General features: G+C 57.9%; 9 protein-coding genes. 8 read left to right on the plus strand and 1 reads right to left on the minus strand.

Annotated features, from left to right (window positions below; genetic code table 11):
• The first annotated feature begins 249 nt into the window (after positions 1-249).
• Complete coding sequence (locus LZP96_RS13500; protein ID WP_064326693.1) at positions 250-3,579, plus strand: diguanylate cyclase; 3,330 nt, start codon at positions 250-252, stop codon at positions 3,577-3,579.
• On the opposite strand, the gene alkA is transcribed toward LZP96_RS13500, so the two are convergent.
• The gene (gene alkA, locus LZP96_RS13505; protein ID WP_064326694.1) at positions 3,544-4,416 is read right to left on the minus strand and encodes a DNA-3-methyladenine glycosylase 2; all 873 of its coding nucleotides are present in this window, start codon (positions 4,414-4,416) and stop codon (positions 3,544-3,546) included. The genes LZP96_RS13500 and alkA overlap by 36 nt on opposite strands.
• A gap of 133 nt (positions 4,417-4,549) precedes the next feature.
• On the opposite strand from alkA, the gene yegD reads away from it, so the two are divergent.
• The 7 genes from yegD (at position 4,550) to baeR (ending at position 17,079) form a co-directional block, all read left to right on the plus strand.
• The gene (yegD, locus tag LZP96_RS13510) at positions 4,550-5,902 is read left to right on the plus strand and encodes a molecular chaperone (protein WP_064328163.1); all 1,353 of its coding nucleotides are present in this window, start codon (positions 4,550-4,552) and stop codon (positions 5,900-5,902) included.
• A gap of 212 nt (positions 5,903-6,114) precedes the next feature.
• The gene (locus LZP96_RS13515) at positions 6,115-7,344 is read left to right on the plus strand and encodes an MdtA/MuxA family multidrug efflux RND transporter periplasmic adaptor subunit (protein ID WP_064326695.1); all 1,230 of its coding nucleotides are present in this window, start codon (positions 6,115-6,117) and stop codon (positions 7,342-7,344) included.
• Complete coding sequence (locus tag LZP96_RS13520) at positions 7,344-10,466, plus strand: MdtB/MuxB family multidrug efflux RND transporter permease subunit (protein WP_064326696.1); 3,123 nt, start codon at positions 7,344-7,346, stop codon at positions 10,464-10,466. The genes LZP96_RS13515 and LZP96_RS13520 overlap by 1 nt, the downstream gene beginning before the upstream one ends.
• Complete coding sequence (gene mdtC, locus LZP96_RS13525) at positions 10,467-13,544, plus strand: multidrug efflux RND transporter permease subunit MdtC (protein WP_064326697.1); 3,078 nt, start codon at positions 10,467-10,469, stop codon at positions 13,542-13,544. It abuts the gene before it with no gap.
• Positions 13,545-14,960 carry an MFS transporter gene (locus tag LZP96_RS13530; RefSeq protein ID WP_064326698.1) on the plus strand — a complete coding sequence of 472 codons (1,416 nt, stop codon included), beginning with the start codon at positions 13,545-13,547 and terminating at the stop codon, positions 14,958-14,960.
• On the plus strand, positions 14,957-16,360 hold the full coding sequence (gene baeS / locus LZP96_RS13535; protein WP_064326699.1) for an envelope stress sensor histidine kinase BaeS: 1,404 nt from the start codon (positions 14,957-14,959) through the stop codon (positions 16,358-16,360). Before LZP96_RS13530 ends, baeS begins: the two co-directional genes overlap by 4 nt.
• Positions 16,357-17,079: an envelope stress response regulator BaeR gene (gene baeR, locus LZP96_RS13540; protein WP_064326700.1), complete on the plus strand. Its 723-nt coding sequence runs from the start codon at positions 16,357-16,359 to the stop codon at positions 17,077-17,079. Before baeS ends, baeR begins: the two co-directional genes overlap by 4 nt.
• The last annotated feature ends 79 nt before the right edge of the window (positions 17,080-17,158 follow it).

Raw genomic sequence — 17,158 nt, forward strand, 5'->3', positions numbered from 1 at the left:
AGTCGAATGCGCAGGTAATGCGAGAGTGGCTGCGAAACCAGCTATTTCTCCCTGACGCAAATTTAAACGGTTAATTTTAACGCGCTGAAGATGAAATTTCTGCAGACTCCGTATTTAATAACTCTGTGATGTCAAATTATGAGCGGTCAGCATATGAATTGTAAATTGTTTGTACTAGCATAATCCAATTCACTTTTTTCTTCGTCCGGACGCCGTCCTGGCGGCATGGCGTCCCTGGATAGAGCGGTAATGAATAAACAATACCAGCGCGTTTTGGTTACTACCCCCAATCCTTTACTACGGCTTGTCAGCCTTGGTCTTGTCGCCTTCATCTTTACACTTTTCTCGCTTGAATTGACTCGATTAGGAACCTTACTGGCACCGTTATGGTTCCCGACCTCCATCATGATGGTGGCTTTTTACCGCCATGCAGGGAAAATGTGGCCCGGCATTGCGCTGGCCTGCTCCTTCGGCAACGTGTTCGCCTCGTGGCTGCTGTTTTCATGGGAAACCATTAGCGTCACCTACACCGCCATCAACGTCATTGAAGCCTGCATTGGCGCGCTCTTACTGCGAAAACTGCTCCCCCGCTACAACCCGCTCCAGAATCTGACCGACTGGGCCCGGCTCGCCGTTGGCAGTGCCATCATCCCGCCGCTCCTGGGCGGGATACTGGTGCATTATCTTGTGCCGAGCAGCGAACCCCTGCGTGACTTTGTGGTGTGGGTCCTTTCAGAGTCTATCGGTGCACTGGCGCTGGTGCCGTTAGGGCTACTCTTTAAGCCCCACTATTTATTGCGTCACCGCGATCCAAAACTCCTGCTGGAGACGCTCTTAACCCTGGCGGTCACCCTGGTGCTTTGCTGGCTGGCGATCAACTGGCTGCCTTGGCCCTTTACCTGCATCATCGTACTTCTGATGTGGAGCGCCGTAAGGCTGCCGCGCATGGAAGCATTCCTCGTCTTCCTGGTCACGGTGATGATGGTATCTCTGATGATAGCCACCCATCCCACGCCGCTCACCTCACAACATTCTGAGGCGATGTTTAACGCGCCGTGGCTGCCGTTTTTAATGATCCTGTTACCTGCCAACGTCATGACCATGGTGATGTATGCCTTCCGCGCTGAACGTAAGCACATCACCGAGAGCGAAGAGCGTTTTCGTAACGCGATGGAGTATTCCGCCATCGGCATGGCGCTGGTCAGCATTGAGGGCCAGTGGCTACAGGCTAACAAGGCGCTTTGCCAGTTTCTGGGTTACAACCAGGCTGAATTGCACTCTTTGACGTTCCAGCAGCTCACCTGGCCTGAAGATTTAAACAACGATCTGGAGTTTATGGATCAACTGGTACGCGGCGATATCAACAGCTATTCACTGGAAAAACGCTACTACACGCGCAACGGAGAGGTTGTCTGGGCGCTGCTGGCCGTGTCGGTCGTGCGCCATGCCGATGGTTCTCCGCTCTACTTTATTGCGCAAATTGAAGACATTAACGATCTCAAACAGACGGAATGGGTCAATAAACGCTTGATGGAGCGCATTACCCTGGCCAACGAAGCGGGCGGGATTGGCATCTGGGAATGGGATCTGGAGCCTGACGTTATCAGCTGGGACAAACGCATGTTCGAGCTGTATGACGTCCCCTCCCATATGAAGCCGACCTGGCAGCTATGGCACGACTGCGTGATCCCGGAAGACCGGACGCATGCCGAGCAGGTGCTGCGCGATGCCCTGAGCGCCCGTGTCCCGTTTAAGCTGGAATTTCGTATTCGCGTAAAAGAGGGCGTGCGGCATATCCGCTCCCTGGCGAACCGTGTGTTGAACAAGCATGGGGAAGTTGAACGCTTGCTGGGTATCAGCATGGATATGACCGAGGTCAAAGAGCTGAACGAAGCGCTCTACCAGGAAAAAGAACGTCTGCATATCACCCTCGACTCTATCGGCGAAGCGGTACTGTGCACGGATGTGGACATGAACGTCACCTTTATGAACCCGGTCGCCGAGAAAATGAGCGGCTGGCTGCAGCAGGAAGCAATGGGGCAGCCTGTCCTCAAGGTGCTGCGTATCACCTTCAGCGAAAATGGCCCCCTGATGGAAAATATTCACAGCGGCGATATGTCGCGTTCTGATATTGATCAGGATGTGGTCCTTCACTGCCGCACCGGCGGAACCTTTGATATTCATTACAGCATCACGCCGTTAAGCACCCTGGATGGGCAAAACATCGGTTCTGTTCTGGTGATCCAGGACGTGACGGAATCCCGCAAAATGCTGCGTCAGCTCAGCTACAGCGCCTCTCACGATGCCCTCACCCATCTGGCAAACCGCGTCAGTTTTGAAGGCCATCTGAAACGTCTGTTGCTGAACGTGCAGGAGACGCATCAGCGGCATGCGCTGGTCTTTATCGATCTCGATCGCTTTAAAGCGGTCAACGACACCGCAGGCCACGCGGCGGGGGATGCCCTGCTGCGTGAACTGTCGTCGTTAATGTTAAGCATGTTACGTTCAAGCGACATCCTGGCGCGCCTTGGCGGGGATGAGTTTGGTTTATTGCTCCCCGATTGCAACATCGAAAGCTCACGCTACATTGCCGGAAGGATTATTCATGCCATTAACGAATACCACTTCATGTGGGAAGGACGACTGCACCGCATCGGTGCCAGCGCGGGTATCACCCTGATTGATGATACTAACCACCAGTCCGCCGAAGTCATGTCGCAGGCGGATATCGCCTGTTATGCCTCTAAAAACAGTGGGCGCGGGGTGGTAACAGTCTATGAGCCGCAACAGGAGCGGATGCACAGCGCCCGCAGCATGATGTCCCTCGACGAGCAGTGGCACATGATTAAAGACAATCATCTGCTGATGATTGCCCGCAGCGTGGCCTCCCCCCGAATTCCGGAAAGCAGCAATTTCTGGCTTATCTCCCTGCGGCTGTGGACCAGCCAGGGCGAGGTGCTCGAGGAACAGGCATTCCGTTCGGGCCTGTCGGAGCCTGACCTGCTGCACGCGCTGGACCGGCGTATCTTCCAGGAATTTTTCCGCGCTTATGCCGCGCAGGTGGCCGCAAAAGGCATGGGCGTGGCGCTACCGCTCTCAGCGGAAGGGCTTACCAGCGCGACGCTGGTGGACGAGCTGCTGGGGTTACTGGAGAAGAGCCCGCTGCCGGGGCGCTTGCTGCACCTGGTGATCCCGGTGGAGGCTGTGCTGCAACAGGAGGCCACGCTTCAGAGCGCCGTGCAGAAACTGCGTCATGCAGGCTGTCGTATCGTATTAAGCCAGGTGGGTCGCGAAATGAACGTCTTTAATCATTTGACGGCGCACATGGCGGATTACGTCCTGCTGGACCAGGAGTTGACCGCTAACGTCCACGGGAACCTGATGGATGAAATGATGGTGACCATCATTCAGGGGCATGCTCAGCGTCTGGGGATGAAAACCGTCGCAGGCCCATGCCATCAACCACTGATGATGGACACCCTTTCCGGCATCGGAATCGATTATATTTACGGCGATACCATCTCAGAAGCCCAGCCGCTGGAGCTACTGCTTAACACCAGCTATTTCGCCATCAACTAAGGGCGACCAGTTTTCGGTGTACCAGATATGCAGCAATGCATAGGAGCGCCAGGGCTGCCAGCGTTCGGCATAACGGCGGATTTGCGCTGGCGTCATGCCGGCAAAACGCTGTTTAATCAGATAATCATCCGGCAGAAAAACATCCTTAGCCTGCCAGCCGCGTAGCGCCAGATAGTTGGCCGTCCAGCGCCCGATCCCGGGCCGTTGCTGGAGCGCCTTCATGCCCGCCTCAATATCCTCAGGCGGCGCCAGCGGGAAATCCCCCGCCACCACCGACCGGGCCAGATAAATAAGTGATTCCGCGCGTTTAAGCGGCATACCCAGGGCTTTGAGCGCCAGCGGGTCGGCAGCCGCCAGCCGTTCAGGCGTGGGGAAGAGAAAATAGCCGGGATGCTCAGGGAGCGGTTCTCCGCATAACGCGACGACTTTCCCGGCAAGCTTTGCCGCCATCGCCACGCTCACCAGTTGCCCCAGAATCGCCCTTACCCCCTGCTCGTAGGCATTCATCGCGCCCGGCAAACGTAATCCCGGGCGCGCCGCGCCAAGCTCGCCAAGCGTACGGGCGATTTCCTGCGGATCGCAGGAGAGATCGAAAAGTCGCGCTATGGCCGACAAACAGGGCTCGGCGACAGGTACCAGCCCCTCGCTTAATGAAACCTGTAAGGTAGCTTGCGTCTCGTTCGGGGTGACGCGAAAGATCCCCTGATGTCCGAGGCAGGCGAAACTGCGCTCGTAACAGGTGCGGGTGACGGTTTCGATGCCCGCGACCTTACGCGCGCCAAGAAATTCAAACATCCATTGCCAGTCATACGGCGGTTGCCAGTTCAGGGTATACATTCACGCTCCTTACAATGTCCTTCACAGCATAAACCGACTTTTGCCGATCTGCTTTGCTTTCATATTCCTGTTGTCGGCGGGCAGACATTTCGCTAAAGTCTCGCCCCTTCTCAACGGCATGGGGATTACGGCTGTGTTTATAGGTTTTGACTACGGTACGGCAAACTGTTCAGTTGCGGTGATGGATAACGATCAACCGCGACTGTTGAAAATGGAAAAAGAGAGCACCTTGCTGCCGTCGATGCTCTGTGCGCCGACGCGTGAAGCGGTGAGCGAATGGCTGTACCGCCATCATCAGGTTCCGGCGCCTGCCGGCGAAACTCAGGCGTTATTGCGTCGGGCCGTTAACTACAACCGCGACGAAGATATCGATGTCACGCCCACCAGCGTGCAGTTCGGTCTCGCCTCACTGGGCCAGTATATTGAGGACCCGGAAGAGGTCTACTTCGTTAAATCGCCAAAGTCCTTCCTCGGCGCCAGCGGACTGAAACCCCAGCAGGTCGCCCTGTTTGAAGATTTGGTCTGCGCCATGATGCTGCACATTCGTCTTCAGGCGCAGTCGCAGGTGCCGGAGGCCATTACCCAGGCCGTAATTGGTCGTCCTATTAACTTCCAGGGTCTGGGCGGAGACGACGCCAACCAGCAGGCGCAGGGCATTCTGGAGCGTGCTGCACACCGTGCGGGCTTCCAGGATGTGGTATTCCAGTACGAACCGGTCGCGGCAGGTCTGGACTTTGAAGCCACCCTGCGTGAAGAGAAACGGGTACTGGTGGTCGATATCGGCGGCGGGACCACGGACTGCTCGTTACTGCTGATGGGCCCACAATGGCATCACCGTCGCGATCGTGAAAATAGCCTGTTAGGCCACAGCGGCTGCCGCGTTGGTGGTAACGATCTGGATATCGCGCTGGCCTTCAAAAGCCTGATGCCGCTGCTCGGCATGGGCGGACAAACAGAAAAAGGCACCGCCCTGCCTATTCTGCCGTGGTGGAACGCCGTCGCCATTAACGACGTTCCGGCGCAGAGCGACTTTTACAGCACGGCGAATGGCCGGTTCTTAAACGATCTGGTTCGCGACGCTCAGGACGGGGAAAAGGTGGCCTTGCTGCATAAACTCTGGCGTCAGCGCCTGAGCTATCGCATGGTGCGCAGTGCAGAAGAGAGCAAAATTGCCCTTTCTCAGGTCGCGCAACATAACGTCGCTTTGCCCTTTATGAGTAACGACCTGGCGACGGCGATTTCGCAGCAAGGGCTGGAACTCGCCCTCACCCAACCGTTACAACGTATTCTTGAGCAGGTTCAGCTGGCGCTGGAAAACGGCAACGAAAAGCCCGATGTTATCTATCTGACCGGGGGCAGCGCCCGTTCACCGTTAATCAAAAAAGCGCTGGCGGAACAACTGCCGGGTATTCCGATTGCCGGTGGCGATGATTTTGGCTCGGTGACCGCAGGTCTGGCTCGCTGGGCGAAAGTGATGTTTAGTTAAATGACGAAGGCCGGGTATCGCTTACCCGGCAACGCCATTTCTCATGCGCCGGGCATGGGCATTCGCCCTCCGGCTTTTCTTTTTCAGCGCGTTTCCCTCTGCCCATTCAGACAAATCCAGACAGTCTTCCATATTTCCTCCATTTTTCCGAAGCGTTGCCTGACTAAACTAGTATCATTCCCCGCAGTGTTTCAGGAAGAGAACGTATAACGATGAAAGGCAGTAACAAATCCCGCTGGGCAATCGCCGCCGGTATCATTGTGGTCGCGCTTGCCGCCGCCTGGTACTGGCACAGCCACTCGTCGGCAAACGAGCCCTCAACGCAGCAACAGCGCACCGGCGGTGGTCGTCACGGTATGCGAAGCGGCCCGCTTGCGCCGGTCCAGGCCGCTACGGCGGTCAATAAATCCGTGCCGCGTTACCTTTCAGGTCTGGGCACGGTAACCGCAGCGAATACCGTTACCGTGCGGAGCCGCGTCGACGGACAGCTCATGGCCATCCACTTTAAAGAAGGCCAACAGGTGAAAGCGGGCGATCTGCTGGCGGAAATCGATCCGAGCCAGTTCAACGTGGCGCTGGCGCAGGCGCAGGGGCAGCTGGCAAAAGATAAAGCCACCTACGCCAACGCCCAGCGCGACCTGGCCCGCTATCAGCAGCTGGTAAAAACGAACCTCGTCTCGCGTCAGGAGCTTGATACCCAGCGTTCTCTGGTCAGCGAAACGCAGGGCACCATTAAAGCCGATGAAGCTGCCGTCGCCAGCGCACAGCTGCAGCTGGACTGGAGCCGCATCACCGCCCCCATCGACGGGCGCGTCGGATTGAAACAGGTCGACGTCGGTAATCAAATTTCCAGCGGCGATACCACGGGCATTGTGGTGTTAACGCAAACTCACCCTATCGATCTGGTGTTTACCCTGCCGGAAAGCGACATCGCCACCGTGGTGCAGGCGCAAAAAGCGGGCCAGACGCTGGCGGTTGAAGCCTGGGATCGCACCAATAAACATAAGCTCAGCGACGGCACGCTGTTGAGCCTGGACAATCAAATTGATGCGACCACCGGTACCATCAAGCTGAAAGCACGGTTTAATAATCAGGACGACGCCCTCTTCCCCAATCAGTTTGTGAATGCGCGCATGCTGGTCGCGACGCAAGAGAATGCGGTGGTGATCCCAACGGCGGCTCTGCAAATGGGTAACGAAGGGAACTTCGTCTGGGTGTTGAATAGCGACAATAAGGTGAGCAAGCATTTGGTTAAGCCCGGGATTCAGGATAGCCAGACGGTGGTGATCGCGGCCGGGCTGTCCGCCGGCGATCGCGTGGTGACCGACGGTATCGACCGCCTGACCGAAGGGGCAAAAGTCGAGGTCGTGGAAGCGCACAGCGAGGCTTCAACGGCGAAACCCGCGAAGCCTGAATCCACCCGTCAGGGAGCGAGCTCCTGATGCAGGTGTTACCACCCAGCTCTACAGGCGGGCCATCACGCCTGTTTATTCTGCGCCCCGTTGCCACCACGCTGCTGATGGTGGCGATTTTGCTGGCGGGCATCATTGGCTACCGTTTTTTGCCGGTCTCCGCGCTGCCGGAGGTGGATTACCCCACCATTCAGGTCGTCACCTTATACCCTGGCGCCAGCCCGGACGTGGTGACGTCTGCAATTACGGCCCCGCTCGAACGCCAGTTCGGACAGATGTCGGGCTTGAAGCAGATGTCGTCCCAAAGCTCCGGCGGGGCGTCGGTGGTGACGTTGCAGTTCCAGATCGCCCTCTCGCTGGATGTGGCAGAACAGGAGGTGCAGGCCGCGATTAATGCCGCCACGAACCTGCTGCCGTCTGATTTACCTAACCCGCCCGTTTACAGCAAGGTCAACCCGGCCGATCCGCCGATCATGACGCTGGCCGTCACCTCCTCCGCCATGCCGATGACGCAGGTGGAAGATATGGTCGAAACGCGCGTGGCGCAAAAAATTTCCCAGGTCAACGGCGTCGGTCTGGTCACCCTTTCCGGCGGTCAGCGTCCGGCCGTGCGGGTGAAGCTCAACGCTCAGGCCATTGCCGCGCTGGGTTTAACCAGCGAGACCATCCGTACCGCCATTACCAGCGCTAACGTTAACTCGGCAAAAGGCTCACTGGATGGGCCAACCCGGGCGGTGACGCTGTCGGCTAACGATCAGATGCAGTCCGCCGACGAGTATCGCCAGCTGATTGTCGCGTATCAGAACGGCGCGCCGATCCGTCTGGGCGACGTCGCCACCGTGGAACAAGGCGCGGAAAACAGCTGGCTTGGCGCGTGGGCCAATAAAGAGCAGGCGATCGTCATGAACGTTCAACGCCAGCCTGGCGCCAACATCATCGACACCGCGGACAGCATTCGCGCCATGCTGCCGCAGCTCATTGAAAGCCTGCCTAAATCCGTCAATGTGAAGGTGCTTTCAGACCGCACCACCAACATCCGCGCCTCCGTCAGCGATACGCAGTCTGAGCTGATGCTGGCGATCGCGCTGGTGGTGATGATCATTTACGTCTTCCTGCGTAACGTCCCGGCGACCATTATTCCCGCCGTTGCCGTGCCCCTGTCGCTGATTGGCACCTTTGCCGTGATGGTGTTTCTCGATTTCTCCATTAACAACCTGACGTTGATGGCGCTAACCATCGCCACCGGGTTTGTCGTGGATGACGCCATCGTGGTGATCGAAAACATCTCGCGCTATATCGAAAAAGGCGAAAAACCGCTCGCTGCGGCGCTTAAGGGCGCGGGCGAAATCGGTTTTACCATCATCTCGCTCACCTTTTCGCTGATTGCGGTGCTCATCCCATTGCTGTTCATGGGCGATATTGTCGGTCGTCTGTTCCGTGAGTTTGCGGTGACGCTGGCCGTCGCTATTCTCATTTCCGCCGTGGTGTCGCTGACGCTCACCCCAATGATGTGCGCGCGCATGTTAAGCGTTGAATCCTTGCGTAAGCAGAACCGTTTTTCTCGCGCCACCGAACGTATGTTCGAACGGGTGATCGCTGCCTATGGCCGAATGCTGACGAAAGTGCTTAACCATCCGTGGGCCACGCTTGGCGTCGCCCTCGGCACTCTGGCGCTTAGCGTCGTGCTGTGGATTTTCATCCCGAAGGGCTTCTTCCCGATTCAGGATAACGGCATTATTCAGGGTACGTTGCAGGCACCGCAGTCCGTCTCCTTCGCCAGTATGGCCGAACGGCAGCAAACGGTGTCAGAAATTATCATGAAAGATCCAGCGGTGGAGAGCCTGACGTCGTTTGTGGGCGTGGACGGCACCAATCCCTCCCTCAACAGCGCTCGTCTGCAGATCAACCTCAAGCCGCTCGACGATCGTGATGACCGCGTGAACACCGTAATTGAGCGTCTGCAATCGGCTATCGCCAGGGTTCCGGGCGTCGAATTGTATCTGCAGCCGATTCAGGATTTAACCATTGATACGCAGGTCAGCCGCACGCAGTATCAGTTCACCCTGCAGGCCACCAGCCTCGACGCGCTCAGTACATGGGTGCCGCAGTTAGTGGACAAGCTGAAAACCCTGCCGCAGATGACGGACGTCAGCAGCGACTGGCAGGATAAGGGACTGGCCGCCTGGATCAACGTCAACCGTGACGCCGCCAGCCGTCTGGGGATCACCATGGCGGATGTGGATAATGCCCTCTATAACGCCTTTGGGCAGCGCCTGATCTCCACGATTTACACCCAGGCTAACCAGTATCGGGTGGTGCTTGAGCACGACACCGAACGTACGCCGGGTCTGGCGGCGCTGGATTCGATCCGTCTTACCAGCAAGGACGGCGGTATCGTGCCGTTAAACGCCATTGCCCAGGTAGAGGAGCGTTTTACGCCGCTGTCGATAAATCATCTGGATCAGTTCCCGTCCACCACCATTTCGTTCAATGTCTCGGATAACCACTCGCTTGGCGAGGCGGTGGAGGCCATTCTCAACGCGGAAAAAACGCTCAACTTCCCGACCGACATTCAGACGCAGTTCCAGGGCAGTACGCTGGCGTTCCAGGCCGCGCTGGGCAACACCATCTGGCTGATTGTCGCGGCGGTGGTCGCCATGTATATCGTGCTGGGGGTCCTTTACGAGAGCTTTATCCATCCGATTACGATTCTCTCGACCCTGCCTACCGCGGGCGTAGGCGCGCTGCTGGCGTTGATGCTGGCAGGGAGCGAGCTGGACGTGATCGCCATCATCGGCATTATTTTGCTGATAGGTATCGTCAAGAAGAACGCCATCATGATGATTGACTTTGCCCTGGCCGCGGAGCGCGAACAGGGGATGGCGCCGCGCGAGGCGATTTATCAGGCCTGTCTGCTGCGTTTTCGCCCGATTCTGATGACCACTCTGGCCGCCCTGCTGGGCGCCCTGCCGCTGATGCTCAGTACCGGCGTCGGGGCTGAGCTACGTCGTCCGCTGGGGATTGGCATGGTCGGCGGGCTGATGGTGAGCCAGGTCTTAACGCTGTTTACCACCCCGGTTATCTATCTGCTGTTTGACAACCTGGCGCTGAGAATAAAAGCGCGTTTCCCAAAACGTGAAGAGGAGGCGTAAGTGAAGTTCTTCGCCCTCTTCATTTACCGCCCGGTGGCGACGATATTGATTTCGCTCGCCATCACCCTGTGCGGGGTTCTGGGTTTTAAGATGCTGCCGGTAGCCCCCCTGCCGCAGGTGGATTTTCCGGTCATTATGGTCAGCGCCTCGCTGCCGGGCGCGTCGCCAGAAACGATGGCGTCGTCTGTGGCGACGCCGCTGGAGCGGTCGCTTGGGCGCATAGCCGGGGTCAATGAGATGACCTCGAGCAGCTCCCTCGGCAGCACGCGCATCATTCTTGAATTCAACTTTAATCGCGATATCAACGGCGCGGCGCGCGATGTGCAGGCGGCGATCAACGCCGCACAAAGTCTGCTGCCGAGCGGGATGCCCAGCCGCCCAACCTATCGCAAAGCCAACCCGTCCGATGCGCCAATTATGATCCTGACGCTCACCTCGGAGACGTACTCACAGGGAGAGCTGTACGATTTCGCCTCTACCCAGCTGGCGCAGACCCTCGCGCAAATTGACGGCGTGGGCGACGTGGACGTGGGCGGTAGTTCCCTGCCTGCCGTGCGGGTGGGCCTGAATCCAGAAGCTTTGTTTAATCAGGGGGTATCGCTCGACGATGTCCGTACCGCCATCAGCAATGCCAACGTGCGCAAGCCGCAAGGAGCCATTGAAGACGGGAGCCATCGCTGGCAGATCCAGACCAATGACGAGCTGAAAACGGCGGCGGAATACCAGCCGCTGATTATCCATTACAACAATGGCGCGGTCGTGCGCCTGAGCGATGTGGCAAAGGTAACCGACTCGGTTCAGGATGTGCGCAACGCCGGGATGACCAATGCCAAACCGGCTATCCTGCTGATAATTCGCAAGCTGCCGGAAGCCAATATTATTCAGACGGTGAACAGCATTCGCCAGCGCCTGCCGGAACTTCAGGAGACCATCCCGGCGGCTATCGATCTGCAAATTGCCCAGGATCGCTCGCCCACGATCCGCGCATCGCTTGAGGAGGTGGAACAGACGCTGATCATCTCCATCGCGCTGGTGATTCTGGTGGTCTTTCTCTTCCTGCGTTCCGGGCGCGCCACGCTGATCCCGGCGGTGGCGGTGCCTGTATCGTTAATCGGCACCTTTGCCGCCATGTATCTGTGCGGATTCAGCCTCAACAACCTGTCGCTGATGGCGCTGACCATCGCCACGGGTTTTGTGGTGGATGATGCCATCGTGGTGCTGGAAAATATCTCCCGCCATCTTGAAGCGGGCATGAAACCGCTGCAGGCCGCCCTGCAGGGCACCCGGGAGGTGGGGTTCACCGTGCTGTCGATGAGCCTTTCGCTGGTCGCCGTTTTCCTTCCCCTGCTGCTAATGGGAGGCCTGCCGGGACGATTGCTGCGCGAGTTTGCCGTCACGCTGTCGGTGGCGATTGGTATTTCACTGGTTATCTCGCTGACGCTCACCCCAATGATGTGCGGCTGGATGCTCAAAAGCAGCAAGCCGCATTCGCAGCCGCGCAAAAAAGGCGTTGGTCGTTTACTGATGGCGATGCAGGAAGGCTACGGCAAATCGCTCAAGTGGGTGCTTAACCATACCCGCATTGTCGGGCTGGTGCTGGTGGGCACCATTGCACTCAACGTCTGGATGTACATCTCTATTCCGAAAACCTTTTTCCCGGAGCAGGATACCGGGGCGCTGATGGGCGGAATTCAGGCCGACCAGAGTATCTCCTTTCAGGCCATGCGCATTAAGCTGCAGGATTTCATGAAGATTATTCGTGAAGATCCGGCGGTAGATAATGTCACCGGCTTTACCGGAGGCTCGCGGGTGAACAGCGGCTTAATGTTCATAGCCCTTAAACCACGCAGCGAAAGAGCCGAGACGGCGCAACAGGTGATCGATCGCCTGCGCGGGAAACTGGCTAAAGAACCGGGGGCTAATCTGTTTTTGATGGCCGTTCAGGATATTCGCGTGGGTGGACGCCAGGCGAACGCCAGCTACCAGTACACCCTGCTCTCGGACGATCTGGCCTCGCTGCGGGAGTGGGAACCCAAAATCCGCAAAGCGCTGGCCGCGCTGCCGGAACTGGCAGACGTGAACTCCGATCAGCAGGATAACGGCGCCGAGATGAATTTAACCTACGACCGCGAAACCATGGCGCGGCTGGGGATTGACGTGAACGCCGCCAACAGCCTGCTGAATAACGCCTTTGGTCAGCGGCAAATTTCCACCATTTATCAGCCCATGAACCAGTATAAGGTCGTGATGGAAGTGGATCCGCGCTACACCCAGGACATCAGCGCGCTGGATAAAATGTATGTCATCAATAACGACGGAAAATCCATTCCGCTCTCGGGGTTCGCCCACTGGCAGCCTGCTAATGCGCCGCTTTCGGTAAACCATCAGGGCCTGTCGGCCGCCTCGACGATCTCGTTTAACCTGCCGACCGGTTCGTCTCTGTCAGAGGCCAGCGAGGCGATCAATCGCACCATGACGCAGCTGGGTGTGCCCTCTACCGTGCGCGGTAGCTTCGCCGGAACGGCACAGGTCTTTCAGGAGACAATGAACTCCCAGGTGATCCTGATTCTGGCGGCGATTGCCACGGTCTATATCGTGCTGGGGATTCTGTACGAAAGCTATGTGCATCCTCTGACCATTCTGTCGACGTTGCCGTCGGCAGGCGTCGGTGCGCTGCTGGCGCTGGAGATTTTTGGCGCACCCTTTAGCCTGATTGCCCTGATTGGCATCATGTTATTAATTGGCATCGTGAAGAAAAACGCCATCATGATGGTGGACTTCGCGCTGGATGCGCAGCGTAACGGTCAGCTGACGCCGCGCGATGCTATTTTCCAGGCCTGCCTGCTGCGCTTTCGTCCGATCATGATGACCACGCTGGCGGCCCTGTTTGGCGCACTGCCGCTGGTGATTTCCGGAGGAGATGGCTCTGAACTGCGTCAACCGCTGGGGATTACTATTGTCGGCGGGCTGGTGATGAGCCAGCTGCTGACGCTCTATACGACTCCCGTGGTCTACCTGTTCTTTGACGGCCTGCGGGTGCGTTTTACGCGAAAAAACAGAACGACGGTGAGCGAATAGATGACTGACCTTCCCGGTAATGTACGCTGGCAGCTGTGGATCGTAGCCTTTGGCTTCTTTATGCAGTCGCTGGATACCACCATTGTCAATACCGCCCTTCCCTCAATGGCGGCAAGCCTGGGCGAAAGCCCGCTGCATATGCACATGGTGATTGTCTCCTACGTGCTGACGGTAGCCGTCATGCTGCCCGCCAGCGGCTGGCTGGCGGACAAAGTGGGGGTACGCAATATTTTCTTCACCGCCATCGTGCTGTTTACCGCAGGTTCGCTGTTTTGCGCCCAGGCTAATACCCTCGATCAGCTGATCATGGCCCGCGCCCTTCAGGGCATCGGCGGGGCGATGATGGTCCCGGTCGGGCGGCTAACGGTGATGAAAATCGTCCCGCGCGCGCAGTACATGGCGGCTATGACCTTTGTTACGCTTCCCGGTCAGGTTGGGCCTTTACTCGGCCCGGCACTGGGCGGGGTGCTGGTCGAGTACGCGTCATGGCACTGGATATTCCTGATCAACCTGCCCGTTGGCATCGTGGGCGCCATCGCCACGCTGGTGCTGATGCCTAACTACAAAATGCAGACCCGCCGCTTCGATAAAGTGGGCTTTATTTTGCTCGCGGTGGGCATGGCTACGCTTACGCTGGCACTGGACGGGCAAAAAGGGCTGGGCATTTCCACCCTGTCTCTGTCGCTACTGGTGCTTATCGGGGTGCTCTCTCTCCTGTGGTATCTCTGGCACGCGCGGGGTAACGAACAGGCGTTGTTCAGGCTCTCGCTTTTCGAAAATACGACGTTCAGGGTGGGTCTGCTGGGCAGCTTCGTTGGTCGTCTGGGCAGCGGCATGCTGCCGTTTATGACGCCTGTATTTTTGCAGATTGGGCTGGGCTTTTCGCCCTTTCATGCCGGGCTGATGATGATCCCGATGGTGTTGGGCAGCATGGGGATGAAACGCATTGTGGTACAGGTGGTAAACCGGTTTGGCTATCGCCATGTCCTTGTCGCTTCGACCCTGGGGTTAGCCACGATCACCCTGCTGTTTATGGCGGTGGCGCTGATGGGCTGGTACTACGCGTTACCCGTCGTGCTGTTCTTCCAGGGGATGATCAACTCGACCCGCTTCTCCTCAATGAATACCCTGACGCTGAAAGATTTACCCGACGAGCTGGCCAGCAGCGGTAATAGCCTGCTGTCGATGATCATGCAGCTCTCCATGAGCATTGGCGTTACCCTTGCCGGTCTGCTCCTCGGCCTTTACGGGCAGCAGCATCTCAGTGCCGACAACGCCGTTGCGCATCAGGTCTTTCTGTACACTTATCTCAGCATGGCGGTCATTATCGCCCTGCCCGCCTTTATTTTCGCCCGGGTCCCGGATGATACCAGTAAGAACGTCGTGATCGGCCGACGCAGAAGGAGAGAACGATGAAATTCTGGCGGCCCGGCATTACGGGAAAACTGTTTGTGGCGATCTTCGCCACCTGCATTGTGCTGCTGATCACCATGCACTGGGCGGTGCGCGTCAGCTTTGAGCGGGGCTTTATCGATTATATCAAACACGGTAATGAGCAGCGTCTTCAGGGGTTAAGTGACGCGCTGGGCGAGCAGTATGCCCTGCACGGTAACTGGCGTTTCCTGCGTAACAACGATCGATTCGTGTTCCAGATCCTGCGCTCGCTGGAGCATGACACCGATGATGACCGCCCCGGTGCCGGTATGCCGCCGCACGGCTGGCGCACGCAGTTCTGGGTTATCGACCAGGATCAACGCGTGCTGGTCGGCCCGCGAGCCCCTGTTCCGCAGGACGGTACAAAGCGGGCCATCACGGTTAACGGCGCGGCGGTGGGCTGGGTGATTGCCTCCCCCGTCGAGCGGTTGACCCGTAATACCGACATCAACTTTGATCGCCAACAGCGCCAGACCAGCTGGTTAATTGTGGCGCTCTCCACCCTGCTGGCGGCGCTCGCCACTTTCCCGCTGGCGCGCGGGCTGCTTGCGCCGGTGAAACGGCTGGTCGAGGGCACGCATAAACTGGCGGCCGGCGATTTTTCTACCCGTGTGGATACCCGCAGTCAGGATGAACTGGGCAAGCTGGCGCAGGACTTTAACCAGCTCGCCAGCACCCTTGAAAAGAACCAACAGATGCGCCGGGATTTTATGGCCGATATCTCACACGAACTGCGGACCCCGCTGGCGGTATTGCGCGGGGAACTGGAAGCCATTCAGGATGGCGTGCGCCAGTTCACCCCTGAGTCGGTGGCGTCGTTGCAGGCAGAGGTCGGCACCCTGACGAAACTGGTCAACGATCTGCACCAGCTATCGATGTCCGACGAAGGCGCGCTGGCGTATCAAAAATCACCGGTGGATGTGATCACGATACTGGAGGTGGTCAGCGGCGCGTTTCGGGAACGTTTCACCAGCCGCAACCTGACGATTGACCTGTCGCTGCCGGACAGCGCCGTGGTCTTTGGCGATCCCGACCGACTGATGCAGCTGTTTAATAACCTGCTGGAAAACAGCCTGCGTTATACCGATGCGGGCGGAGGATTACATATCTCTGGCCGTCAGGAAGAGGGTCGCTTTGCCCTGACCTTTGCGGACTCCGCGCCCGGCGTCCAGGATGCTCAGCTGGAAAAACTGTTTGAGCGTTTCTACCGCACCGAAGGCTCGCGTAACCGCGCCAGCGGCGGCTCCGGGCTGGGGCTGGCGATTTGCGTAAACATTGTGGAAGCCCACGGCGGGACAATCCGCGCCGCCCATTCGCCTTTTGGCGGGGTAAGCATTACAGTAGCGTTACCGCTGGAACGGGAGTTATCGAGAGAAGTATGACTGAGTTACCCATTGACGAAAACACGCCACGTATTCTGATCGTGGAGGATGAGCCTAAGCTTGGGCAGTTATTAATCGACTATTTGCGCGCCGCGAGCTATGCCCCCTCGCTGATCAGCCACGGCGATCATGTCCTGCCCTTTGTGCGCCAGACGCCGCCGGACCTCATCCTGCTGGATTTGATGCTGCCCGGCACCGACGGTTTGACCCTGTGCCGGGAAATTCGCCGTTTCTCCGACATCCCCATTGTCATGGTCACCGCCAAAATCGAAGAGATTGACCGTCTGCTGGGCCTGGAAATCGGTGCTGATGATTACATCTGCAAACCCTATAGCCCGCGTGAAGTCGTGGCTCGCGTGAAAACGATTTTGCGCCGCTGTAAACCCCAGCGTGAACTGCAAACCCTGGACGCCAACAGCCCGCTGGTGGTGGATGAGAGCCGCTTTCAGGCCAGCTGGCGCAGCAAGCTTTTAGATCTGACGCCCGCCGAGTTTCGCCTGTTGAAAACGCTCTCCCACGAACCGGGGAAAGTGTTCTCCCGCGAACAACTGCTTAACCATCTCTATGATGATTATCGCGTGGTGACCGACCGCACCATCGACAGCCATATTAAAAACCTGCGCCGCAAGCTGGAAGCGCTGGATGCCGACCAGTCGTTTATCCGTGCGGTATATGGCGTGGGGTACCGCTGGGAAGCGGATGCCTGCCGCATTGCCTGACGCATCATGATGAAGCCGGGTCAGGCACGCGTCCGCCCGGCACAATCGCTTTACCTGCCCTTCCCGCAGCGCTACAATG

The organism is Huaxiibacter chinensis (genome assembly GCF_022171985.1).
In the GTDB taxonomy this organism is placed as follows: Bacteria; Pseudomonadota; Gammaproteobacteria; order Enterobacterales; family Enterobacteriaceae; genus Enterobacter; species Enterobacter chinensis_A.